The 24,229-nt window shown below is 47.3% G+C and carries 20 protein-coding genes and 1 other annotated feature; of the genes, 17 read left to right on the plus strand and 3 right to left on the minus strand.

All coding sequences use genetic code 11. The annotated features are described in order from the left end of the window. Positions 1-17 precede the first annotated feature (17 nt). The 5 genes from rsfS (at position 18) to leuS (ending at position 6,150) form a co-directional block, all read left to right on the plus strand. Entirely contained in the window at positions 18-365 is a 348-nt protein-coding gene (gene rsfS / locus PIL01S_RS11775) for a ribosome silencing factor (RefSeq protein ID WP_095289811.1), read from the plus strand. Beyond that, positions 362-1,267, plus strand: a complete 906-nt coding sequence (locus PIL01S_RS11780; protein ID WP_127537723.1) for a CvfB family protein — start codon at positions 362-364, stop codon at positions 1,265-1,267. Before rsfS ends, PIL01S_RS11780 begins: the two co-directional genes overlap by 4 nt. Positions 1,268-1,381: 114 nt before the next feature. Further along, the gene (locus tag PIL01S_RS11785) at positions 1,382-2,152 is read left to right on the plus strand and encodes a class I SAM-dependent DNA methyltransferase (RefSeq protein WP_127537725.1); all 771 of its coding nucleotides are present in this window, start codon (positions 1,382-1,384) and stop codon (positions 2,150-2,152) included. A gap of 164 nt (positions 2,153-2,316) precedes the next feature. Then, positions 2,317-3,273, plus strand: a complete 957-nt coding sequence (locus PIL01S_RS11790; protein WP_127537726.1) for a phosphotransferase family protein — start codon at positions 2,317-2,319, stop codon at positions 3,271-3,273. A gap of 95 nt (positions 3,274-3,368) precedes the next feature. Beyond that, positions 3,369-3,634: a binding site (T-box leader), on the plus strand. 71 nt (positions 3,635-3,705) lie between these two features. Next, positions 3,706-6,150 (plus strand): leucine--tRNA ligase, encoded by a 2,445-nt coding sequence (gene leuS, locus PIL01S_RS11795; protein WP_127537727.1) that lies wholly within the window; start codon positions 3,706-3,708, stop codon positions 6,148-6,150. On the opposite strand, the gene comER is transcribed toward leuS, so the two are convergent. Then, positions 6,131-6,976, minus strand: coding sequence for a late competence protein ComER (gene comER, locus PIL01S_RS11800; protein WP_095359528.1), 846 nt, complete (start codon positions 6,974-6,976; stop codon positions 6,131-6,133). The genes leuS and comER overlap by 20 nt on opposite strands. A 187-nt stretch (positions 6,977-7,163) precedes the next feature. On the opposite strand from comER, the gene PIL01S_RS11805 reads away from it, so the two are divergent. The 4 genes from PIL01S_RS11805 (at position 7,164) to PIL01S_RS11820 (ending at position 13,499) form a co-directional block, all read left to right on the plus strand. Further along, positions 7,164-7,748 (plus strand): ComEA family DNA-binding protein, encoded by a 585-nt coding sequence (locus PIL01S_RS11805; RefSeq protein WP_127537728.1) that lies wholly within the window; start codon positions 7,164-7,166, stop codon positions 7,746-7,748. 110 nt (positions 7,749-7,858) lie between these two features. Further along, positions 7,859-8,380 (plus strand): deoxycytidylate deaminase, encoded by a 522-nt coding sequence (locus PIL01S_RS11810; protein WP_095289821.1) that lies wholly within the window; start codon positions 7,859-7,861, stop codon positions 8,378-8,380. Positions 8,381-8,542: 162 nt separating this feature from the next. Further along, positions 8,543-11,359 (plus strand): ComEC/Rec2 family competence protein, encoded by a 2,817-nt coding sequence (locus PIL01S_RS11815; protein WP_246058212.1) that lies wholly within the window; start codon positions 8,543-8,545, stop codon positions 11,357-11,359. A 109-nt stretch (positions 11,360-11,468) separates the two neighbouring features. Further along, the gene (locus PIL01S_RS11820) at positions 11,469-13,499 is read left to right on the plus strand and encodes a copper amine oxidase N-terminal domain-containing protein (RefSeq protein WP_127537730.1); all 2,031 of its coding nucleotides are present in this window, start codon (positions 11,469-11,471) and stop codon (positions 13,497-13,499) included. A gap of 73 nt (positions 13,500-13,572) precedes the next feature. Here PIL01S_RS11820 and PIL01S_RS11825 read toward each other — a convergent pair whose 3' ends face one another. After that, the gene (locus PIL01S_RS11825; protein WP_127537731.1) at positions 13,573-13,875 is read right to left on the minus strand and encodes a hypothetical protein; all 303 of its coding nucleotides are present in this window, start codon (positions 13,873-13,875) and stop codon (positions 13,573-13,575) included. A 441-nt stretch (positions 13,876-14,316) separates the two neighbouring features. Between PIL01S_RS11825 and PIL01S_RS11830 the strand changes: the two genes are divergently transcribed. The 3 genes from PIL01S_RS11830 to holA all read left to right on the plus strand — a co-directional run bounded on the left by PIL01S_RS11830 (position 14,317) and on the right by holA (position 17,409). Then, a complete protein-coding gene (locus PIL01S_RS11830) occupies positions 14,317-14,865 on the plus strand; it encodes an RNA polymerase sigma factor (protein WP_095289827.1) in 549 nt (182 codons plus the stop codon). Next, a complete protein-coding gene (locus PIL01S_RS11835; protein WP_127537732.1) occupies positions 14,862-16,133 on the plus strand; it encodes a zf-HC2 domain-containing protein in 1,272 nt (423 codons plus the stop codon). Before PIL01S_RS11830 ends, PIL01S_RS11835 begins: the two co-directional genes overlap by 4 nt. Positions 16,134-16,392: 259 nt before the next feature. After that, a complete protein-coding gene (gene holA, locus PIL01S_RS11840; protein WP_127537733.1) occupies positions 16,393-17,409 on the plus strand; it encodes a DNA polymerase III subunit delta in 1,017 nt (338 codons plus the stop codon). A gap of 165 nt (positions 17,410-17,574) precedes the next feature. Here the strand turns inward: holA and rpsT are convergent, their stop codons facing one another. Then, complete coding sequence (gene rpsT / locus PIL01S_RS11845; protein ID WP_024628504.1) at positions 17,575-17,847, minus strand: 30S ribosomal protein S20; 273 nt, start codon at positions 17,845-17,847, stop codon at positions 17,575-17,577. A gap of 174 nt (positions 17,848-18,021) precedes the next feature. On the opposite strand from rpsT, the gene gpr reads away from it, so the two are divergent. The 5 genes from gpr to hemW all read left to right on the plus strand — a co-directional run bounded on the left by gpr (position 18,022) and on the right by hemW (position 24,123). Further along, positions 18,022-19,023, plus strand: coding sequence for a GPR endopeptidase (gene gpr / locus PIL01S_RS11850; protein WP_095289832.1), 1,002 nt, complete (start codon positions 18,022-18,024; stop codon positions 19,021-19,023). Between the two features lie 140 nt (positions 19,024-19,163). Then, positions 19,164-20,453, plus strand: a complete 1,290-nt coding sequence (locus PIL01S_RS11855) for a stage II sporulation protein P (protein WP_127537734.1) — start codon at positions 19,164-19,166, stop codon at positions 20,451-20,453. A 45-nt stretch (positions 20,454-20,498) separates the two neighbouring features. Next, positions 20,499-20,852 (plus strand): hypothetical protein, encoded by a 354-nt coding sequence (locus PIL01S_RS11860; protein ID WP_127537735.1) that lies wholly within the window; start codon positions 20,499-20,501, stop codon positions 20,850-20,852. Between the two features lie 147 nt (positions 20,853-20,999). Continuing rightward, on the plus strand, positions 21,000-22,814 hold the full coding sequence (gene lepA, locus PIL01S_RS11865; protein ID WP_095289836.1) for a translation elongation factor 4: 1,815 nt from the start codon (positions 21,000-21,002) through the stop codon (positions 22,812-22,814). Between the two features lie 124 nt (positions 22,815-22,938). After that, positions 22,939-24,123 carry a radical SAM family heme chaperone HemW gene (hemW, locus tag PIL01S_RS11870; protein WP_095289838.1) on the plus strand — a complete coding sequence of 395 codons (1,185 nt, stop codon included), beginning with the start codon at positions 22,939-22,941 and terminating at the stop codon, positions 24,121-24,123. Positions 24,124-24,229 lie beyond the last annotated feature (106 nt).

Here is a 24,229-nt window from a genome sequence, read left to right on the forward strand (position 1 = left end):
AATATGGAGGTTGGTTCATGACAGTATCATCGAAAGAACTTATGAATATGGCGGTAACCGCCGCTGACGATAAAAAGGCATCGAACATTGTAGCACTGGACCTGAAAGGCATCTCTCTGGTTGCAGACTATTTCGTAATCTGTCACGGTAATTCCGATACACAGGTTCAGTCCATCGCAACAGAAATTCGCAAACAGGCACATGCAGCTGGCGTTAACATTAAAGGAATCGAGGGCATGGATTCCGCACGTTGGGTGCTGATGGATATGGGCGACGTGGTTGTGCATATTTTCCATCGTGATGAGCGCGAATATTACAACATTGAACGGCTATGGTCTGACGCCAAAGTGGTGGAAACGGTATGAGTTTGATTGCAGGCACGGTCGTCTCCCTGCCCGTCGATCGGGAAGTATCGCCTTTTGGCTACTTTTTGACGACAGGATCGGAAGATGTACTGCTTCACTATACGGAACTCACACGGGATGTCAAAATCGGGGAGACGCTCGAAGTCTTTTTGTTCTTTGATACAGAGGACCGCTTGGCAGCAACCATGAAAAAACCATATCTCACTCTCGGCGAAATGGCCCGACTGGTTGTGGCAGATATACACCCACGCCTTGGCTGTTTCCTTGAGATGGGACTTGGACGGCAGCTGCTGCTCCCTATCCGTGAATTGCCCGAATTGGAAGAACTACGTCCACACGTGGGCGATGAAGTTTTTGTTATTATGGAACATGACAAGCAGGGGCGTCTTCGTGCCAAATTGGCCGGGGAACGTGAGCTTGCTCCCTTGTCATTCCACGCTCCAACATCATGGTTGAACGAATGGGTGGAAGCAACGGTGTACAAACCTTTGCAGATGGGTACTTTTGTGCTTGTAGAAGGCGGGGTACTTGGCTTCGGTGCTATCGGCATGATTCATTCATCTGAGCGCAACAGAATGCTGCGGCTGGGTGAAAAGGTGAAGTGTCGGGTAACGCTGGTTCGTGAAGACGGGCGTGTTAACCTGGCCATGTCCCCTCGCAAAGAGGTAGGCCGTAACGAAGATGCGGACAAACTTCTGGCGTTTATGAAAGAGCGCCCTACGGGCGGTATGCCTTATTCGGATGCCACTCCACCGGATATCATCAAGCAGCGCTTTGGAATCAGCAAATCTGCTTTTAAGCGTGCTTTGGGCAAGCTGATGAAAGACGGACTGGTGACGCAGAAGGAAAACTGGACGTATTTGACGGAGTCAGCTCCCAAAGATTCAAGTGAAAACAAGTAATCGTTAACGACATATTGGAACGAAGGAAGGCAGGGCAAGGCTGGGTGAACTCCGGACGCGCCCCTGCTTTTTCTTTTGGAATCGGAAAATGAAATTGAAAGTGCGGTGCCTGACATGTCTTACCGTAAATTTGCTTATGTGTACGATGAATTAATGGAAGATATGCCTTATCCGGACTGGATAAGGTTTGCAAGAACAGCTTGGGAGCAGCACGGCATGCCCAAGAGCGTAGCCGAGCTTGGATGTGGAACAGGGTCCATTACGATCCCGCTGGTCAACTCGGGGTTTGAAGTGACCGGCATTGATCTGTCTGCGGATATGTTATCTGTAGCGCGAAGCAAAATGGAGGGAACCCCTCAAGGTCATCGATTGTATCGTGAAGGCAGTGTCCGCTGGGTTCAGCAGGATATGCGGGATTGGAGAGTACCCGAACCGGTAGATTCAGTAATCTCCTTCTGTGACTGCATTAATTATTTGCTGGAAAAGGAAGATGTCATTCGTACGTTCCAGCGTACCTACGAGATGCTGAAGCCGGAAGGGACATTCCTGTTTGATGTACACCATCCAGACACCTTGATCCGCTATGAAGAAGAGCAGCCTTTTGTCCTGGATGAACGCTCCGTATCCTATATCTGGACCTGCGACATGGATCTTGAACGGTGTGAGATTGAGCATCATCTCAGCATTTTCTCCCGGGTGGATGACGGCGGCAAGGACATGTACCAGCGGTTTGAAGAGGTTCACATTCAGCGTGCATACGATCCGGACTGGATGAAGCTGGAACTGACCAAAGCTGGATTCAGGAATGTCCGTGTATATGCTGATTTCACATGGAAAGAAGCTGGAGAAGGCGCGCAGCGGCTATTTTACGTCGCGGTGAAGTAGATTGCAGATAGGGACCGTCCTTGCAACAGTGAGGGCGGTTTTTTTCTGTTTTTATGATGAAATGCATTGTCAGCAAGGGTGAAGAGAGCCATAATGGACAAGAATGGAAAACGATTACAAGATCTTAATGATTAGAATTCGTATTGATAAAAAGGTGGTGCAGAATGGAAAGTACATACAAAACCAGGCTGACTTCAGAACAGCTGAATGCAATTGCCAAGCAATATTTTAATACAGGCATCCAGGAATACAGGGAAATGATTGACGGATGGGCCAACCATGCTTATTATATCTCGCTCGGCAACGGGCAAGAGGTGGTGCTCAAAATCGCTCCTTCAAAGGTTGGTAAACCATTGCGTTGTGAGCAGGATCTCCTGATGGCAGAAGTTCAGGCACTGCGTCTCGTGGGAGAGCTTCGAGATGTACCGGTCCCCCGTGTATTGGCGTGTGATACAACATGCAGTCTTGCTCCGGCGGAGTACTTTATGATGGAATATATGCCTGGCACGCCTTATAACAAGGTCAAGGATCAGTATAGTGCAGCAGAGCAGGCAGAGATCGAAGAGCAGCTTGGTGCATTCAATCGCCGGATCAACGAGATCAAAGGTGAAAAGTTTGGCTATTTTTCAGAAAAGAAACCAAAGTATAACACCTGGAAGGAAGCATTCTTGAGTCTGATGGATGATCTGCTCACCGACGGAAGAGAGGCTGGTGTAAAACTTCCTATGGATTATGATGAGCTTGCGCAATTGATAAGAGAGAAATCGGATGTGCTGAGTGATGTCAACGAGCCGGTACTCATTCACTGGGATCTGTGGGATGGCAATGTGTTTGTGGAACAGGGGCAGATTACAGCCATTATTGATTTTGAGCGTTGCCTTTGGGCGGATCCCCTGATGGAGCACTACTTCAGTCATTTTAATTATACACCAGGGTTTGTAAAGGGTTATGGTAGGGTCATCACAACGGAGAGTGAACGAAAACGGAGAAGCTTGTACGATCTGTATTTTGATCTGATCCTGTGGATTGAATGCGAATATCGACAATATGATAACAAGGAACACATTCAGTGGGCAATTAATAACTTGGAAGAAGGAATCGAGCGATTTCGTTTGTCCTAGGCCGAATGGGGAAGAGCAGCATTATCTATAGTCAAAAAACCAAGCAATATTGACTTTAGTCTTGCTTTTTTATATAATGGTCCCGATATTGTATACATATTTCGATGATAAGGAACAGTAGTGGGTCCTGTACATGACAGAGAGTCGGCGGTTGGTGCAAGCCGATTGACAGTATTTCACGAACTCGCCTTGGAGAAATGCGGTGATTACACCATCCTGTGCTTGAATGTTTGGCATTTCGTTCAGGAATGGAAATCCGCATCGGTTAACCGCCGTTACAGGTCCAAAGGGAGTGGATGACGAAGCACGTTCGTCCGCTAACTAGGGTGGTACCACGGGAATTCAACCTCTCGTCCCTAGCGCTGCAAACGCTATGGATGCTGAGGTTTTTTTGTTGCAATAAAAGTGAATAACCAAGAGGAGGAACAATAGATGAGTGAAAATCACCAGCCGAAGCACGGCTATCAGCCGCAGGTTATGGAGAAAAGTTGGCAGCAGTATTGGGATGAGAACAAAACGTTTAAAACAGGTGAAGACCCGGGTAAACCGAAGTTTTATGCACTCGATATGTTCCCCTATCCATCCGGTTCAGGTCTGCACGTAGGTCACCCGGAAGGGTATACGGCAACAGACATCGTTTCCCGTTTCAAACGTATGCGTGGTTATAATGTGCTGCATCCGATGGGCTGGGATGCTTTCGGCTTGCCTGCTGAGCAGCACGCTCTGGACACGGGCGAGCACCCGCGGGAAATTACATTCCGCAACATCGACAATTTCCGTCGTCAAATCAAGTCCCTTGGTTTCTCGTACGACTGGGATCGTGAGATCAGCACAACAGACCCTGAATACTATAAATGGACACAATGGATCTTCATCCAGCTGTATAAAAAAGGCCTGGCATATGTAGATGAAGTGCCGGTTAACTGGTGTGAAGCGCTGGGTACGGTACTGGCTAACGAAGAGGTTATCGATGGCAAAAGTGAGCGCGGTGGTCATCCGGTTGTGCGCAAACCGATGCGTCAATGGGTACTGAAAATTACGGAATATGCTGAGCGCTTGCTGGAAGATCTGGAAGAGCTGGATTGGTCTGAGAGCATCAAGGATATGCAGCGCAACTGGATTGGCAAATCCACAGGTGCAGAAGTTGTATTTGCCATTGAGGGCAGTGAAGAAGTTATTAAAGTGTTTACAACACGTGCGGATACCCTGTTCGGTGCAAGCTTCGCCGTTCTTGCACCTGAGCATGAATTGGTCGATGCAATTACGACAGCGGAACAGCGTGAAGCCATTAAGGCTTACCAGGAGCAGGCCGCTCGCAAGAGTGATCTGGAACGTACGGATCTGGCCAAAGAAAAAACAGGCGTATTCACTGGTGCCTACGCGATCAATCCGGTTAATGGTGCAAAACTGCCTATCTGGATTGCGGATTATGTGCTCGCAGGATACGGTACAGGAGCGGTTATGGCAGTTCCAGGTCATGATGGTCGGGACTGGGAATTTGCGAAGCAGTTCGGTCTGGACATCATTGAAGTTATCCAGGGTGGGGACGTAACACAAGAGGCGTATGCCGGCGACGGACCGCATGTGAACTCCGACTTCCTGAACGGGCTGAATAACGAAGAAGCGATTGCGAAAATGATCGCATGGTTGGAAGAAAATGGTAAGGGGCAAGGAAAAACAACGTATCGCCTGCGCGATTGGTTGTTCAGTCGTCAGCGTTACTGGGGTGAGCCGATTCCAATTCTGCACCTGGAAGATGGAACGATGAAGACGGTACCGGAAGATCAACTTCCTTTGCTGCTGCCGGATATCGACCAGATCAAACCTTCAGGTACTGGGGAATCTCCACTGGCGAACGTAACGGATTGGGTAAATACGGTGGACCCAGAAACGGGAATGAAAGCCCGCCGCGAGACCAATACGATGCCACAATGGGCGGGAAGCTGCTGGTACTATCTGCGCTTTATCGATCCACACAACGACAAAGAGCTGATCTCCCAGGAGAAACAGCAGCAGTGGTTGCCGGTTGACCTGTATATCGGGGGAGCCGAGCATGCCGTGCTTCACCTGCTGTATGCTCGTTTCTGGCACAAAGTGTTGTATGATCTGGGCGTGGTGAATACCAAGGAGCCATTCCACAAACTGGTGAACCAGGGTATGATTCTGGGAACCAATAACGAGAAAATGAGTAAATCCCGTGGTAATGTCATTAATCCGGATGAAATTGTGAATGAATTCGGAGCCGATACATTGCGTCTCTATGAGATGTTTATGGGACCACTGGAAGCTACCAAACCGTGGAATGCTAACGGGGTAGAGGGCATGTACCGCTTCCTGTCACGCGTATGGCGTCTCTTCATCAACGAGGATACTGGAGCAATCAATGACAAGATCACTGTGGATGGCGGAACGGAAGAATTCAAACGCACAGCTCACAAAACGATCAAAAAAGTTACGGATGATCTGGAACATCTGCGTTTCAACACAGCGATCAGCCAGTTGATGATCTTCATCAACGATGCTTACAAAGCTGATACATTGCCACGTGAAGCGATGGAAAACTTCGTACAGCTCTTGTCCCCACTGGCACCGCACATGGCGGAAGAATTGTGGAGCCGTCTTGGACACGAAGGAGGCATCTCCTACGTAGCTTGGCCGGAGTATGATGAATCCATGACAGTAGATGCTGAAGTGGAGATTGTTGTACAGGTCAACGGCAAAATCGTAACCCGTGCAACGATTGCCAAAGATCTCGATGCACAGGGCATGCAAGACTTTACAATGGAACTGGCGCCTGTCAAACAGGCTCTGGAAGGCAAGACCATTCGCAAGGTCATTGCCGTTCCAGGCAAACTTGTTAATATTGTTGCCGGTTAATTTCACCGGCTCTAAATACTTCATCCAGCTTTAACAAGTCTTCTTCATACTTGTCGTGGGTTGTATGGATAAGGCTGTCAAAAACACCGTCCAGACTGTTTTTCATTAAAGCAAGTGCCTGGGCGGTAATGCCACCGGGAACGGCAACGCGAGCCTGGAGCTCTTGGGGTGTATATCCTCCTTCCGTCAGCAGCTTGCCTGTTCCGAGGAGCATTTCACCTGCAAGAGCGCAGGCGTCTGCGCGTTTGATCCCTGTTAGTTTGACGGCACTCTCGATCCATTGTTCCAGAAAGAAGGATATGAATGCAGGTCCGCAGCTGGAAAAGTCGGATGTGATCCGCGTGCAGGCTTCATCGACTTGGTAAGGTCTGCTGAAGTGACTGAGAAGTCCCTCCAGAACGGATCGGTCTTCAGGGGTCATGCGTTCGCCATGAATGCACAGGGATGCTCCGCTGCCGACCTGGTGTGTAACGCTGGGGATGATCTTGGAGACTTTGCAAGGAAGTGAAGATTCCAGATGGCGCAGCTGCACGGGACTCGTAATCGAGACGATGATATGATTGGAATTTACAACAGGCAGAATGTCGTCAATAACATGCTTGAATTCGAGTGGTTTCACGCATAGAAATATGATGTTGCTTCGGATGACAGTTTCCCGATTGCTCTGTGATTCATGCAGACCGGGATAACGGAGGGATAACTGACGCACTTTGGAAGGGGTCCGATTGCTTGCGGCGATCTGCCGGGGCTCGAGTGCTCCGGATTGAATCAAGGCATAGATCAGCAGGCTTCCCATGCTGCCGGTTCCGATAAATCCAACCTTCATTGTTTCAGGCCTCCTTTCATGCTTTACGGTACTGGCGCAGTTCGTTCCTTCTAGTCTATGCACCAGGACTTGTATGACATGACATGAAAAAAGCAAAGCTTCGATTTTACCAGCAACATTTAACGGTTCGGAAGCACCGCCCGTGTTCAGAATATTTATTTTGAAGACAGGGAGAGGTGTGGGAATCATGAAATGGAAACAGGGAGTAGCCATTGCTGCTGCGGTGATAGGAAGTATATTCATATTATGGTCGGGCAAAAGTGAACAGCCGCCTTCTGGCTGGGAACCCATGCAGCTCGGCACCGAGACGCCGACGAAAGAGCAGGATCCCTCTGCTGTGCAGTCGGCTGTTTTGGGTCAAGGCGAAGCAAAGGTTACTACGGATGATAACGCAAAGAAGGCTGTTGATGGCGCTGATTCGAAGGAAACTGAACAGGCAAAACCTGTCGTTGAAGAGGCCGGTTCAAATAGCGCGTCAAACGAACCAGAGGTTGCTTCGTCAACGGCAGCGGCACCTGCTGCGGAAGCTGGACAAGAAAATATCCAAACTGCTCAGCCGGTACAGGATATCGATAATGGTAAAATTGATGTTAATACTGCACCTGCTTCCAAACTTACGGAGCTTCCGGGCATAGGGGAGAAAAAAGCCCAGGCCATCATCGACTATCGAAATGCCCATGGTCCATTTACCAAAGTGAGTGATCTGACAAAGGTCAAGGGAATTGGGATGAAAATGTTGGAGAAAATGGCCCCCTATGTTCAGATCCGATAATGGCTGTAATAAAATGATTACGAGCAGTAAACCAAAGTTTTCTTATGTTAAGTAACAAAATATGCAGTGCACAATTTGTAACTTACTAACGAACGGGAGAGGAAACGAACATGAGTACAGCAGACGTACGCAAAGATTGGGATACTTATTTCATGGACATCGCTTATATGGTCTCAACCCGTTCCCGCTGTTCGCGGCGCCATGTGGGGGCCGTGCTGGTTCAAGGTAAAAAATTGCTTGGAACAGCGTATAACGGTGCACCCATGGGCGTTCCCGACTGTTCCGAAGCCGGATGCATGATTTCTGAAGAGTATGAGCTGGTGGTAACGGATGGTCAGGAGGAAATGATTAAAAAGCAGCGGTGTATACGGACGATACATGCGGAGCAAAATCTGCTTTTGTTCACCGATCGGAATGACCGTGAAGGTTCTTCCGTGTACGTGACGGATGAACCTTGCTGGACGTGCTCCAATATGCTGGCGAACAGCGGCATCACGGAAATTGTTTTTCACCGACCTTATCCCAAGGATACAGGCAAAGTGACACGCATGATGGCTCAGAAGGGAATAACGTTCCGCAGGTTGGAGAATTACCAACCGCCGCGTGAAACCATGATGACGATTAGTGATTGAAGATGTTCTAATGCGAATGAATATTCGAAAACACAGGCAGAATCTCTTTTAAAAAAAGGATAGTGCTCAGTGTATTAATGGGGAAGAACCCCCGGTTTAGCTGGTTCAGCTGCCGGGGGTTCTTTGCGTTCATTTATTTATGGCGGAGGGAGGAATAAGTTAGTGAAGGGTAGACCTTTGGTAGTGTTCACCGTCTGTTGGTTATGCGGCAGCGGGCTGGCATGTGCGTTGACAGGATGGACACTCTTTTGGGGGATGCTAGGTGCTATTGCCTGTTTGCCATTTCTGCTTGGATGGATTGGGTTGCGCGGATGGTCCGCGTTGTTGTTAATTGCGTCGCTAATAGGTGGTGCTGTGCACTGGGAGTGGAACGAGGCTCGGAATGTTAGCAGTTTGCCCGAGGTTACTCAGATGGCAGTTGAGGAGTTGGACGGGTACGCTGCTACGCTTCATGCAACCTTGGATTCAGACGTTCGGATTGACGGCGACCGGGCAGACTTTCAGATTCTGCTTGTTTCCATTGAACCGCTAGGAGAGGGCCAATCCGGGACAGATTCAGAGATTCTTCAGCTGCCTGCCAAAAAAGAACGCCTGATGGTGCAGGTGCGATTGGCTGAAGAGGAAGAACAGCAGGTGGCGGCAGAATGGCGACGAGGAGATGCAATCACGTTGACGGGTTCCCTGGCGCTGCCTGGAGAAGCGAGGAATTTCGGCGGTTTTGATTATCGGAATTATCTAAAGACACAGTACATCCACTGGTTATTCAAAGTGAAGGGAGCCAGTTCGGTAACAACCACCTCTCCTGAAGGGGTTGGGCAGTTCAATATACTCCGCTGGAATGACCTGGTGAGAAAACAATTGGGTTCTGCTGTAGACAGACTGTTTCCCGAACCACATACAGGGTACATGAAAGGGCTTATTATCGGTATGGCAAGTGACATCGATCCCGATACGTATGGTCAGTTTTCACAACTTGGACTTACGCATATACTGGCTATCTCGGGTACACATGTTGCGGTGTATGTAGCGTCGCTATTACTTCTGATGTCGTGGCTGAGGTTGACACGCGAAACATCACTTACCATCGCCTTGTTGTTAATCCCTGCCTATGTTCTGTTATCTGGAGGTTCACCTTCCGTAATTCGTGCAGGGATTATGTCCATGATTGGTTTGTATATGGCCAGGCGAGGGCTGGCCAGGGATGGACTGCAGATGATCAGTGCAGCTGCCTTGATGATGATGTGGTGGAATCCCTATTTCTTGCTCAGCGTGAGCTTTCAACTGTCTTTTCTCGTGACTGCAGGGCTGATGATTTATATGCCTCTTATAAATCGTTTATTTAACGGATGGCCCAAAGCCATTGCAGCGACAGCTTCAGTGACGGTAACCGCACAGCTTATTTCTTTTCCAGTTACTATTTTATATTTCAACCAGTTTTCGCTGCTTTCCTTCGTAGCCAATTTTCTGCTTGTATCTTTAATTAGCGCTGTTGTACTGCCGCTTGGGACGGTCGCACTTCTATTGTCATTCCTATGGATGCCTTTGGCCAAACCTCTTGCCTGGGTTGCAATGTTACTCAACAAACTGACATTTGTGAGCGTGGAATGGATGAACAGCCTGCCGGGTTTTGTACTCATCTGGGCTACACCTTCTCTATTATGGATTGCGGCATATTATGCGGTTTTATATGTACTTTTGTACCTTCTTCATCGGGGAAAAGGAGAGATGAAGCATACCTTGAACGTTGAAGGAGACACGGTACCATTGATTCATGCTTCTCGGGAACGTCGTATGGTTGAAGCGGTTCAGCTTGGTGTGATCGTTACCCCGAAGGAAAACCAAGGTAGGGGTGATCAGGTTCGGAGCGATAACTCTGGATCAATGGCTACACTCAGTGCAAGCATTGCATGGCCGGAATATACAAGTGCGTTTACGGCACGAGGCGCAGGCTACTATGGAAGTGAACGGATGAGTTTGCTTAATAAAGGGATGTGTGGTTTGCTGATTCTGATTCTTGTTGCCGGGTTGGGCTGGGCTTACCGGACTCCACAGCCTCCCGGGACTGCGGTCGTTCAGTTTCTGGATATTGGCCAGGGGGATAGCACACTAATCACTACGCCTGGAGGTAAACATATTTTGGTGGATGGCGGTGGTACAGTTCATTTTGGCAATCAGGATTCCTGGAAAATTCGGCGAGATCCCTACGAAGTGGGGGCTAAAGTGGTTGTACCTTTATTGAAAAAACGTGGTATTCACCGACTGGATGCGGTCATTCTGACGCATGCCGATCAGGATCACGCTGGAGGCTTGCAGGCCGTGCTTGAGCAGATTCCGGTTGAGCGCTTCATGTTTAACGGCACAACAAGTGGCAAAGACAATTTCGAAAAGCTGCTGGATACAGCTGTAGAACGACATATCCCTTTATATGCTATTCAACAAGGAATGTCATATGCACCTGATGCAGAGACCATGCTTCATTTCATATCACCGGATCTGGATCATTCACTGAATGAAGGAGGCAGACTGCCTGTGTCTGAACACCAGAATCATGATTCGGTTGTATTTCTGTTGGATATGGCGGGGGCTTCCCTGTTATTCACAGGAGATATGGATGCGGCTGCAGAACAGAATCTATTATATATGATACAAGACGGATCTCTTGCAGCTTCATTCAAACAAGAGCGAGATTCGTTCTCTTTGTCTTCCGCCACTCGAGCGGCAGTCGATGTGTTGAAGGTGGCGCATCACGGCAGCAAGACTTCGTCGACCGAGGCATGGCTGCAGTATTGGAATGCCCAATCAGCAGTCATCTCCGCAGGAGCTGACAATACATATGGACATCCCAACCCGGGTGTGCTCGAACGACTGGAAGCTGTGGGTTCGCAGATTTACCGAACAGATCAGATGGGCGAAATTCAGATGAGAATAAAGGACGGCAAGATTGACGTACGTCAAAAATTGATTATGGATGAATTATGAATTTTTGCACAGTGCAGGATAATGGTTATTTTTCCCGAATAATGATTAGTCCCTGTTTTATTGGGCACCAGCGATACCGAGATACATAATAAGAAGGGGATAAGAAGCAATGGGATACGAAGCAATAGGCTACGAAGAAACAACACGAAAGAACGACGGAGTAAACCAGCATATCAGAGCCAGGTGGCTCAGAATAACATTGATGTTGTGTATTGGAGTTATCTTTTCCAGCTTGCTGCCCGGTCAGTCTCCTGCGGCAGCAGCATCCACTACAAGCAGCTCGATCATTTCCGTGCTGGATCGTAACCATTATCTACTCGACAATGGTACAGTTTGGTCCAAGGGCTTGACCAGTGGAGTCTGGACGCAAAATCGAAACCTGGTTGGCATCTCCAAAGGTGATTCTCATTCCCTATATGGCTGGACTACGGATGGGCAAGTCTATCGTTGGGATGTGGACAACCCGCAGAAACCTGAGGTAAATCAATACAATGGAGTAGAAAAGGTGTATGGAAATGGTTTGATACTTCTACGGGATGGAACACTCCACGACGATGGAAAGCAGATTAAAGGCTTGGAATCCATTATCGACGTCGGTCCTTATCCAGTGGATCGTAATTATTCATACGGGGCATTATCTTCGTCGGGAGACGTTTATTATGCGGATTATCGTAACATTGTTCGCAAAGTAGGGAATGTAGCGGATGGAAAAGCCGTTGCCACCAATAGTGCATATGCTGCTGTTCTGAAGAGCGACGGATCCGTGGTTATTGTTAACATGATGTATGAAGAGGAGCAGTTACAGGTCGCGAGTGACGTTCAATCCCTAATCTGGCAAGGGAGTACACATAAACTACTAACGGTGAAGAAAGATGGCACGGTATGGAGCTACGATCGTACGGCTAAATATAAGTCTGAACAATTGCCGGGGCTAATGAATGTCGATCAGCTTATATATTCGTATGAGCTGGATGAATTATATGCACGATTACAGGATGGCTCTTGGTTTGTCTATAATGAAGGACAGATGGTACCACTCCAAGTCCCTTCATTAACTAAAGTAACATTAACTGCATCGGCAAAAGAAGCTGGTATTGGAGATGAAATTGAACTTTCGGTTCAGCAGACATATAGCAACGGTTTTAAAACCAAGCGTCAGCCGCTGCCCGCGGAAATAACGTTGGAACATCCTCAAGTTGCTAAAATTCAGAGTGACGGCAAACTTAAGGTTACAGGGATTGGAACGACCAAAGTAACAGTCACAATAGAAGACCTGACTTCAAGTATTCAGTTGGATGTTGGAGTACAGCAAAAGCTGACAGGAGCTACGCTATTAAATGGCACCATATATTTGCCAGTTCAGTCAGTGTTTAAGACGTTAGGTGCCAAAGTCGATGTGAAAGGCTCGTCTTTTGTGATTCAATTTGGAGATGACAAGATCACTCTGCAAAAGGGAAGTGCAACTGCACAATTTAACAATAAAGATCTCAAGTTAAAAGGGAAAGTTCAAACCATTGGAGGACAGACGGTATTTCCAGCAAGCCTCTTGAGCCAGACTGCAGGGATTAAAGTTCGATGGGATGGGGAGCTAAAACAGGCAGAGATTCTGGTCGGTAAGTCATCCATTTTTATTGAATCGAAGGATACATCCGCTCTTATCAAGAAAAAAGAACTTGGAAGTCTTAGTCGATTGATTGGAAAATCGTATTGGATTAATAGTACCACCGAGCTGGGGCAACGTTTCAGCAAAGTAACAATAACGGATATCAAGATGGATAAGTATGATTCTGGAGATAAGAGCTACTCTGTAGTATTTCGTAACGCGAAAGGTAAAACGGTTGTTGCTTATGCCGGAGGCACTGCCAGCCAGGTCACGGAAATGCTGTCTGATGCGGATCAATTCTTCCCTTATGACCCTTACCAAAAATACAAATGGTCGCAGTCCACATGGAAGAAGATTATTGCGGGTGAAGTCGCTCTCGGTATGACGACGACACAAGCAGGTTTAGCTTGGGGAGATCCCACGAGCATCACCCAAGAAATGGGTTCAAAGGGGAAAATAGAAGTGTGGGTCTATGCTGGGCCGAATTTATTGCGTGCCTTGAGCTTTATCAATGGAAAACTGATTAGTATTTATTAATGCAAAAAAGCCCGTTTCGGCTAGCCTCCCAGTTGGAGTATAGCCGAAACGGGCCATTTATTAATGAAAAGAATTATTCAACGCCGTCCTTAAAATGTTTGTGCCAATGTTTGTCACCTTTGTGCAAAAGGTCTTCCACTGTTTTTTCCAGTGTGAGGAGAAGCTGCTCTCTGACATCAAGTACAGTTTCTCTGTACAGACGTTCTTCCGATCCGACGATTTTATCGCCGTATAACGCCTGTGCAGCGGTGTATTTCCGGTGTTCCTCAACCAGAGTATCAATGGATTGCAGTGCATGTTCCACAAAATGAGAAATGCTTTGATATTCCTTCGGCATTTGTTCCTTTAATAATTGAATTTTCGCAAGAGCTGTCATGCTCATCACCTCGTATTATGAATGTAAATTTACAATACACTATTTTCATGAAAATTGCATTAAAAAGAGCTTAAATTTGGACAAATTTCGACTTTTTTTATTTTTGAAAACTTTCACGCGCTTATCTATAATGTATGCCATTGCAATTGAATTGAGTCGTGTAAGTAATGGAATGGCTGGTTGAAGCGGCGTGGTGACTCAGTATGCAATTTCTGTTATTCTAAGATAAGTTTCAGCGGCCCTTCATACTACATAAGCCGTTATTTTGTTGTGGTAATATTCACATCTAGTACCGTATTCTAGAATTATGCTGAGCTTAGTAAGCGATAACAAGTGTGAATGTTCCATTGTTTTACCTTTTCTGTCTAAAAAAATACTTAACTTTGCAACAATTTTATTGATGAACACGTCTGTAAGGTTGCAGGGAGAGGGGGATCCTTTGTGGTAGAGCCGGAACTCATCAGAGCCGCTCAATCGGGCGATCGCGACGCTCTAATTACCCTATTGCGGGACATAGAACAGCATGTATACCGAACCGCATATTACATCTTAAATAATGAACAGGATGCTTTGGACGCTGCTCAGGAAGCATTGATCCGAATCTATACGAAAATTAATTCCTATGAAGAAAAAGCCCAATTCAAAACATGGGTGCAGCGCATCGTAACGAATATCTGTATTGATAAATTCAGAAGAACCAAGCCCTCGGTCTCCATTGACGAGCATGAGATGGTATTTCAGGATAATCAGGATGTGGAGTTTGAAGTCATGTCCACGTATGTTGCCAAAGATATTCAGGATGCGATCAACAAGCTTCCAGAGCATCATCGAACGGTAATCGTACTCAGATATTTGCAGGATTTATCGTATAACGAAATTGCGGATTGTCTTGATCTTCCGCTGAATACAGTCAAATCATATTTATTCAGAGCCAGACAGCAATTGCAAAATTTACTTCAGGAGTATCAGAAAGGTGGTGTGACAGGATGAAATGCGAAGAGGTGGTGGAATGGATGCACCGGTATCTGGATCATGATCTGGGCGACGCGGAAACTGCGCAGATGCTACAGCACGTGGCCCAATGCCCGGAGTGCGCCGAGAATTTTAGTTTGCTTAGAGCTCTTTCCAGAGAATTAGAAGATTTGCCGCAGGTGACCCCGAAATTCAGTTTGGTTGATGCCATTATGCCTCAATTGGATGCAATTGACGAAGCGCGGAGGGAACAAAGCAGTACAATACAGGAAATGACTCCTGTCCCTGCTGCATTCGAGAATTTACAACGTTCAAGTGAGCGCAAACCGAAGCAGAAGTGGCTTAATTCCATGGTGGGCCGGATGTCCATGGGTGCGGCTGCGGCGGCAGTCGTGCTGGGAGTTGCGATCTTTGGTTACGAACCTGAAAAGGTGGAGAATGCCGAGTCTATGATGATGAGTTCGGGCAGCACTCAGGAAGCAGGGGCGATCGATCAAAATGCGCTAAGTCGGGAGCTGGAGAATGACGAATCCTTACCGCCTGATAGCAATAACGGTCCATTCGTGGATGATACTGAGAAGAAGTCTTCCATGTCAGAAAAGATGGATCCAGAGATTGTTCCTGATGAAAATGAATCAGAGCAGTCTCCAGAGCCCGAGGTGAAGGATAACCAAACGTCAAACCAGTCAGGCACAACGTCCGAAACGGATAAAAGTACCGAAGCTCGAAATACCACTCCTGATGCTTCAAATAGTCAGAAGAGTCCGGATCAAGGACAGGATACGCAGCCCAAAAATCAGGATTCAAGTACAGCTGCGGTACCTCCTGCAGATGAGAATGAAAAAGAATCAACAGAAACAAGTGACGGTAGAGATCCAGAATCATACAACACACAGGGAATCGCGCCTGAGGTAGAAATGAAGGAACCGACTGAAGATAATCAATCTTCCGGTACCGATTCAGGAGCTGCGGCGCCGAATGGCAGTAAAGAATTTGTGGCACCGGATCAGGGGGTAACCTCTACCATGACGTCGAAGGAATGGAGTTCACCGGATGGATCTTATGTGGTCATGCTGATCAATAATCAATTAAGTGTGTATTCCAAATCAGCTGCGGATTCAGACGTTCTGAATCTGGTGGAACAGCGCAATCTGGAAGGTACATTGAAGACAGCCGGCTGGTCCAGCGACAGTACCTCGTTTAACTATGAGACAGACAAGGATGGAACCACAGTAAAGAATTCATTTACTGTACCTTCAGCCTCGGCTGGAACTTCCACCAAATAATTCGGAGAATGTGAGCCTACTCTCTCGAATCAGCAGAACATTTCAAGCTTGGCAAGAATATACTGAACGTATCAATAACGTCCTATCTCAGTTGTAACAACTGACGTCGTATGACCGGGGCCCAGCCATTTCTAGAATCGCTGGTGTCCTCGTTTATATAGATGTAGGACCAGGGGGCCTTCATTCGTTATTAAGGATGAAGGCCCCTTTGTTGTCTGTCCAGTTTTCTGGTAGGATAGTAGGGATAGGGGGCACCGTGATGGATGTGAAAAGTGCAACAAAGGCGATACGCAATGGGGAGACGGCTCCGATATATGTGCTGTACGGAACGGAGAAATACCAGATACAGCAATTTACGGATATGTTAAAAGAACAGGTCATCGAGGAAGAGCATCGGGATTTTGCGATTATTCCTTATGATCTGTCCGAAACACCTGTAGAGGTGGTTATTGAGGAAGCGGAGACGGTTCCCTTTTTGGTTCCTCGGAAATTAATTATTGTAAGGGATGCAAGCTTGTTTACGGCAGGTAAAGAGTCCAAAATTGATCACCAGGTGGATCGTCTGCTTACCTATATGGATAATCCGGCTGATTACAGTACCATTGTTTTCCTCGCGCAGGGAGAGAAACTGGATGAGCGTAAGAAGTTAGTAAAGGCAGTTAAGAAACAGGCAGTTGTTCTGGCTTTCGCTCCACTTAGCGGAGAAGAACTACTGAATTGGATCGTGAAGCTTGCGAAGCAACGGGATGTGTCCTTTGAAGCAGGGGCTGCCGATACACTTGTGAGTTATGCAGGGACAGGTTTGCAGACTCTGTCTGCTGAAGTAGACAAGCTGTGTCTGTACGCGGGTAACGGAGGAACCATCCGCCGTGCGCACATTGAGTCATTGGTAGCGCGCAGTACGGAGCAGAATGTATTTGCTTTGGTGGAGGAACTAGCTAACTTGCGCTTGGAGAAAGCGCTGGGGCTATTCTATGAACTGCTGAAACAGCGTGAAGAGCCCATTAAAATTGCAGCCCTGATCGCTCGTCAGTTCCGAATCATGATACAAGTGAAAGAGCTTGGGCAGCAAAGTTATTCGCAGCAGCAAATTGCCAGCCAGCTTGGTTTGCATCCATATGCCGTTAAAATTGCCGGAGAGCAGGCTCGCAAGTTTCAACCGGAACGGCTCAGAAACATTCTGAGTCATCTTAGCGAGCTGGATTACCAGATGAAGACAGGTGCAGTCGATAAGGTGCTTGGTTTGGAGTTGTTCTTGCTTAGACTTGGGGCATAATGACTGCACCGTAAGATAGAATTGATTCGCAATAAAGAACCCGTATCCGGATAGATCACCGGATACGGGTTCTTTATTCATATACTTATTAGACCAGATACTAAAAAATCCTGAAAGCACGGTGCTGTTCAGGATTTTTCCATTGGATCGTATAAGTAACGCTTCTTACGCTTGTGCGGAAAGAGCGTTCAGTTTTTTCGCCAAGCGAGACTTTTTGCGTGCTGCAGCATTTTTATGAACCAGACCTTTAGTTACAGCCTTGTCCAGCTTTTTGGAAGCAGCTTGAATCGCAGCTTTTGCAGTATCAACTTCGTTGCTTACCAGAGCAGCATCAGCAGCTTTAACAGCTGTACGGAGTGCGGATTTCTGGGAAGCGTTGAGTGCGCGGCGCTTGTCGCTCGTTTTTACGCGTTTAACAGCGGATTTGATGTTTGGCATTACATTCACCTCCTGTAAGGCATTCGCATGAATACAAACGTTTCACAACTTAAAATATTCTAGCACGCTAGCATGTAAAATGCAACAAATATTCCTATAGTGTTCTCGGTATTGCATAAAGAACCCCTTTTCCCCACACAATATGCTCAAATGCGGTAAGGGAGGCAGGAACAGATGACGCTTGATTTACAGAACTATACCGTTCGCACTGACTTGGCAATCGACTCAAAGGAGATGGCTCAGGGTTCAAAGAAACAAACGATTCCCGGGCTGCGGGAAGACGTAGAAGAAAAAGACGGTATTACCATCACACGGATTGATGTGCTGAACGATGCTGCCGCAAAGACCATCGGACGTGTCAAAGGTCATTACGTCACACTGGAAGTCCCGTCACTACGTAACGGGGACACCGAACTTCAGGAACGCGTGGCAGCGGAGTTTACGCGGGAGATGGAGGATTTTCTGACCAAGGCTGGGGTTAACAAAACATCCAAAGTGCTTATTGTAGGTCTCGGTAATTTGCACGTAACTCCTGATTCGCTTGGTCCACTGGTGGTCGAGAACTTGATGGTAACCCGTCAGTACTTTGAATTGGTACCGGATCAGGTGGCTCCAGGATATCGTGAAGTTAGTGCCATCGCCCCTGGTGTGCTTGGTACTACAGGAATTGAGTCGAGCGATATTGTACAGGGGATTGTGGATCGGACCAAACCGGATGCCATTATTGCCATTGATGCACTGGCCTCTCGTTCACTTGAACGTGTCAACACCACCATTCAAGTGGCTGATATCGGGATTCATCCTGGTTCAGGTATCGGCAACAAACGGCGCGGACTTACCAAAGAGATTATGGGTGTTCCATGTATTGCCATTGGTGTACCAACCGTGTGCTATGCTTCTACTATAGTAAATAATGTCATTGAAATGATGAGTGCACACTTCCGTCAAGAGACGGATCAAACGAAGCAGATTATGGGCATGCTGGACGATATCGGTGAGCAGGATCGTTTAAGTTTGGTGAAAGAGGTGTTGGAGCCACTCGGACACGATTTGATTGTTACTCCAAAGGAAATTGATGAATTCATCGAGGGAATTGCCAACGTTATTGCGACAGGCCTGAATGCTGCCCTGCATGACGCGGTGAATCCGGATAACGTTGCGGCGTATACTCATTAATCAGTAAACCATCACAGGCAGGAAGTCCGAATCTATCGGACTTTCTTTTTTTGTCTTTCTTCTATTTTCTGTTCTATCAAATCTTGCAGGCTCATAGAGTTGAAGTATAAGAGTTGTCCAGCAGGGAAGGAGACAGAAGAATGAACAAAATATTGGCCTGGAATATCGGAAAGTGGAAAAAAAGATGTCTGCACGTGCTGGCCATGGGCCGTACGTTGCTGCTGCTTATGATTATATCCGCTCTGTTTTTTGTTGTACTCGGTCTGGGGGGCATGGCAGAGAAAAGGTTGAACAACTCGCCGGTTTCTTCCATGAAAGGTTTCGCAAGTAGCGTATCCAGCCGCTTTTTTGTGGATATGCTCGGCATGGAGATGCCCCACCTAACCCAGAAGGAGCAGACTTCCGCATTCTCTGGCGAAAACTTGACTACGTTTGTATTTCAACTTCTTACGAATGTTAATCCACAGGACCCCAAAAGCCTGATTGCAAGAGAGATGCCAGGCATGGGCAGCAATCAACCGGTTTTGCTCCGGCCGGGTTCAGGAAACGAGAAGGCCGAAGCACCTGAAGACTATCAACCAGGACCAGGGCTGACGGATACGGCATCTGCTGGAGGAGGCAAAACAGGTGGCGAACTGCATATTCCACCAGGTCAGGATGACCCGAACAATTCCGAAACGGACGAGCCTGAGGGCGGAGAAGTAAAAGAAGATCCGCCGCCGAAGAACGGTGGTCAGGAAGGTGAAGCTACAACGGGTAAAAAAGCCGTGCTGATCTATCATTCCCATCCCCGTGAAGGATACAATCCGCTGCTTGGCACGAAGAGTGATAACCCTTCCTCCGGAAAAGCAACAGGTAACGTTTTTCAGGTAGGGACGTACCTTTCTGACAGTTTGCAAAAGCTTGGTGTTGGAGTGGAGCATGCAAAGGACGATTATCCGACCAAAGTGAAGGATTACAACTGGAACTATTCCTATAAATATTCACGTCAGACGGTAAAGGCAGCCCTTGCCGAAAATGATGATTTAACCTATCTCATTGATATTCACCGGGATTCCCAGCGTCACAACAAAACAACGACAACCATTGATGGTAAGGGATATGCCAAAGTATATTTCATCATTGGGCATGAGAATCCGAACTGGCAACAAAATGAAGCTTTCGCTGCAAAAATACACAAGAAACTTGAAGCAAAGTATCCTGGTGTCTCCAGAGGCGTCTGGGGCAAGGATGGCGGCGGAGCAAATAATGGCGAGTATAATCAAACCCTCTCACCCAACAGCATTTTGATTGAAATCGGAGGGATCGACAATACAGGCGCTGAACTCAAGCGGACTTCACAAGTCCTTGCAGACATGATTGCCGAAGTATATTGGGAAGATCAGAACGTGGATAAAGCCAGTACGGGGACCAAGTCACAGGGTAGTTAATGTAGTTGCTTATTTCAAAATGTAACCTGATTGGAGGGGAAGCATGTGTCCAAATTCGGCAAAAAAATGCTAACGGTCATTGTACTCATGTTATTAGGAGTTCTGCTGGGGATGCAGCTGGCAGGAAGTAACTTTCAGGTGGGTAACATTCCAGAGGTGCCAGCCGTAGTCAAAACAGAGCCAGAACCCGCTGCCGAATTGGAGCCTGCTGTTCCCGTGCAACAGGAAGAAAAAGAGACACCGATTGTTCCTGTACAAACGCCGAGTCAAGTGCTTGGGGCGGAACAGAACAAAGCACCCGTGGATGTGCTTGCAGATAAAACCGCCGGACTGCTCCAAAATCTGTCTCATAATGGTATTAAGTGGGTAGTTTCCTTGTTTAGCGGGGTTGCTGAATAAAAAGCTGCTCGGTATAGGTAAAATAAACCCCTGGAGATTCACAAAACGGGATGATTATTATAAAGTTGAGACAACGCGGGATTGATGCACCCTGCATCAACTGTTATAATGAAGTGATTGACACTAGGCTGTTTCTGGGGGTAAGGAATGACTGACATTCGGGCAAGACAACGTAAAATTCGTAACTTTTCAATTATTGCACATATAGATCACGGCAAATCAACGCTTGCGGACCGGATCTTGGAGTACACAGGTGCGCTCACCACTCGGGAAATGCAGGAGCAGGTACTGGACCAAATGGAGCTTGAACGCGAACGTGGTATTACGATCAAGCTGCAGGCTGTTGCCCTGAACTACAAAGCCGACGATGGTGAAGAATATTTGCTCAATCTGATTGATACGCCTGGACACGTAGACTTCACTTATGAAGTATCTCGCAGCCTTGCTGCATGTGAAGGCGCTCTTCTCGTTGTGGATGCGGCTCAGGGAATTGAAGCGCAGACGCTGGCAAACGTGTATCTGGCATTGGACAATGATCTTGAGATCTTACCAGTCATCAACAAAATCGACCTTCCAAGTGCAGATCCGGATCGGGTGAAGCAGGAAGTGGAAGATGTCATTGGTTTGGACACTAGCAACGCGGTACTCGCTTCGGCCAAAGCAGGCATCGGGATCAAAGAAATCCTGGAGCAGGTGGTACAGAGCGTGCCTGCACCGCAGGGTGATCCTGACCAACCGCTGAAAGCGCTGATTTTCGACTCGCACTATGACCCGTACAAAGGCGTAATTGTATATATCCGTGTCATTGACGGCAAAATTAAGTCGGGTTCCAAAATCAAAATGATGGCAACAGGAAAATCGTTCGAGGTTATTGAAGTGGGTGCGTTCAAACCACGCATGACCATTGTGGACGAGCTGAACGTCGGCGATGTTGGTTTCGTCGTTGCAGGTATCCGTCATGTAGGTGACACCCAAGTCGGGGATACCGTAACCGATGCGAAAAATCCAACACCAGAACCTTTGCCGGGTTACCGTAAAATCAATCCCATGGTTTATTGCGGTCTCTACCCAATTGAGACTTCCGATTATGTGGATCTGCGTGAAGCGCTGGAGAAATTGCAGCTGAACGATGCATCCCTCAGCTTCGAACCGGAGACTTCAAGTGCACTCGGATTTGGATTCCGCTGCGGATTCCTGGGATTGCTTCATATGGATGTTATTCAGGAACGGATTGAGCGCGAGTTCAACATTCCGCTGATTACGACGGCACCAAGCGTAATCTATCACGTCACATTGACTAATGGTGAAGTCCTGCATATCGACAACCCATCCAACTATCCTGAGGTGGGAAGAATTGATTATGTTGAGGAACCGTACGTAAAAGCTTCCATTATCGTACCGAATGATTATGTAGGTACCATTATGGAACTTTGTCAAAACAAACGCGGCGAATACGTGAATATGGAATATCTCGATACAACTCGGGTTACCATTACCTATGAGATCCCGTTGTCCGAGATTGTATATGATTTCTTCGATCAGTTGAAATCAAGTACAAAAGGATATGCATCCTTTGATTACGAACTGTCCGGTTATCGTCAGTCCAATCTGGTGAAGATGGACATCCTGCTTAATGGTGAACAGGTCGATGCCCTGTCCTTCATCGTTCACCGTGATCGTGCATACAACCGCGGCCGCATTATCTGTGAGAAGCTGCGTGAGCTGATTCCACGGCAAATGTTCGAGGTGCCGATTCAGGCATCCGTAGGTACAAAGGTCGTTGCACGTGAAACCGTAAAAGCCATGCGTAAAAACGTACTCGCCAAGTGTTACGGCGGTGACATCTCGCGGAAACGGAAACTGCTGGAGAAGCAGAAGGAAGGTAAGAAGCGGATGAAGCAGGTCGGTAACGTTGAGGTACCGCAGGAAGCGTTCATGGCGGTGCTGAAAATTGATGACTAAACAATTCAATTTTGGGTACAGCACACAGTTGTGTGTATCAAAAGTGAATTGCAGAATACTAAATAAACCAAGCTGAAAGGGAAGCCGGATGGCTTTCCTTTTTTCAAATAGAGGGGGACTTGCCATGACATTGGCAGCACACAGCCGGAAAACAGGTGCACCCCAAGCGGTGTACCTTCACATTCCCTTTTGCACAAATAAATGCTTCTATTGTGATTTTAACTCCTATGTACTGAAGGACCAGCCTGTAATGCAGTACCTTGAGGCATTGGAGCGAGAGATGGAACATACCGTCAAAGCCAATCCGCCAGGAGAGATCAAAACCATTTTTGTTGGCGGTGGCACACCAACGGCTCTGAAGCCGGACGAAATGGCCGTGTTCCTGCGGTCGGTTAAAACATATTTCCCGAATTGGGCGGACGATATTGAATTTTCGATGGAAGCTAACCCGGGGACGACAGATGCAGAGAAGCTTGCCGTGATGAAAGAAGGCGGAGTGAACCGCGTCAGCTTCGGCGTACAGGCTTTTCAAAATGACCTGCTGACAGGCATTGGACGGATTCATAATACGGACGATGTATACCGCAGTCTGGAGAATGCCCGCAAGGCAGGATTGACTAATCTGTCCATCGACCTGATGTTTGGCTTGCCTAATCAAACCGTGGAAATGCTGAATGAGAGTATTGATAAGGCGCTTGAACTGGGTTTGCCTCACTATTCCATTTACAGCTTGAAAGTGGAAGAGAATACGCTGTTCCATACGTTGTATCAAAAAAATCAACTGCCGCTCCCTCATGAGGATGATGAGCTGCAGATGTATCTTCTATTAATGAAGCGAATGAAAGAAGCGGGATATGGCCAATACGAGATCAGTAACTTTGCCAAACCCGGATTTGAGAGCAGACACAACATTACGTACTGGCGTAATGAGGACTATTATGGTCTTGGAGCTGGAGCGCATGGATACGTGGGCCGTGAGCGTCATATGAATATTAAAGGTATAAATCCTTATGTCGAAGCTTCCCGCGCAGGACTGCCTCGCCTGGACCATTTTGAGATCAGCCGTGCGGAAGCCATGGAAGATTATCTAATGGTTGGTCTTCGAATGCTGGAGGGTGCATCTGCTTCGCGGTTCAGTGAACAGTTTGGAGAATCCATGGAAGACGTGTTTGCTAAGCCGCTTGGCAAAATGCTGAATGCAGGACTGCTTGAACGGACGTCAGACGGCTTCCGGCTCAGTGAACAGGGGATTCTGTTCGGGAATGACGTTTTTGCCGAGTTTATCGGGTCGATATCGCTGAATTCGTAGCTTGAAATTCCATACACTCTGTTGTATATTTATTCATATTGATTTTACAGAGCGTGTTATGGATAACAACTACGAAGTCAGCTTTCCTCTGGAAAGCTTGTATAGG

It is taken from the genome of Paenibacillus illinoisensis NBRC 15959 (assembly GCF_004000925.1).
GTDB classification, from domain to species: Bacteria; Bacillota; Bacilli; order Paenibacillales; family Paenibacillaceae; genus Paenibacillus; species Paenibacillus illinoisensis.

Excerpts from the sequence above, each read along its gene's own strand:
- rsfS (WP_095289811.1), top strand. The coding sequence starts at position 18 with ATGACAGTATCATCGAAAGAACTTATGAATATGGCGGTAACCGCCGCT.
- lepA (WP_095289836.1), top strand. The coding sequence starts at position 21,000 with ATGACTGACATTCGGGCAAGACAACGTAAAATTCGTAACTTTTCAATT.
- PIL01S_RS11790 (WP_127537726.1), top strand. The coding sequence starts at position 2,317 with ATGGAAAGTACATACAAAACCAGGCTGACTTCAGAACAGCTGAATGCA.
- PIL01S_RS11805 (WP_127537728.1), top strand. The coding sequence starts at position 7,164 with ATGAAATGGAAACAGGGAGTAGCCATTGCTGCTGCGGTGATAGGAAGT.
- hemW (WP_095289838.1), top strand. The coding sequence starts at position 22,939 with ATGACATTGGCAGCACACAGCCGGAAAACAGGTGCACCCCAAGCGGTG.
- PIL01S_RS11810 (WP_095289821.1), top strand. The coding sequence starts at position 7,859 with ATGAGTACAGCAGACGTACGCAAAGATTGGGATACTTATTTCATGGAC.
- PIL01S_RS11855 (WP_127537734.1), top strand. The coding sequence starts at position 19,164 with ATGAACAAAATATTGGCCTGGAATATCGGAAAGTGGAAAAAAAGATGT.
- PIL01S_RS11785 (WP_127537725.1), top strand. The coding sequence starts at position 1,382 with ATGTCTTACCGTAAATTTGCTTATGTGTACGATGAATTAATGGAAGAT.
- PIL01S_RS11825 (WP_127537731.1), bottom strand. The coding sequence starts at position 13,875 with ATGACAGCTCTTGCGAAAATTCAATTATTAAAGGAACAAATGCCGAAG.
- PIL01S_RS11820 (WP_127537730.1), top strand. The coding sequence starts at position 11,469 with ATGGGATACGAAGCAATAGGCTACGAAGAAACAACACGAAAGAACGAC.
- gpr (WP_095289832.1), top strand. The coding sequence starts at position 18,022 with ATGACGCTTGATTTACAGAACTATACCGTTCGCACTGACTTGGCAATC.
- leuS (WP_127537727.1), top strand. The coding sequence starts at position 3,706 with ATGAGTGAAAATCACCAGCCGAAGCACGGCTATCAGCCGCAGGTTATG.
- rpsT (WP_024628504.1), bottom strand. The coding sequence starts at position 17,847 with ATGCCAAACATCAAATCCGCTGTTAAACGCGTAAAAACGAGCGACAAG.
- comER (WP_095359528.1), bottom strand. The coding sequence starts at position 6,976 with ATGAAGGTTGGATTTATCGGAACCGGCAGCATGGGAAGCCTGCTGATC.
- holA (WP_127537733.1), top strand. The coding sequence starts at position 16,393 with ATGGATGTGAAAAGTGCAACAAAGGCGATACGCAATGGGGAGACGGCT.
- PIL01S_RS11835 (WP_127537732.1), top strand. The coding sequence starts at position 14,862 with ATGAAATGCGAAGAGGTGGTGGAATGGATGCACCGGTATCTGGATCAT.
- PIL01S_RS11780 (WP_127537723.1), top strand. The coding sequence starts at position 362 with ATGAGTTTGATTGCAGGCACGGTCGTCTCCCTGCCCGTCGATCGGGAA.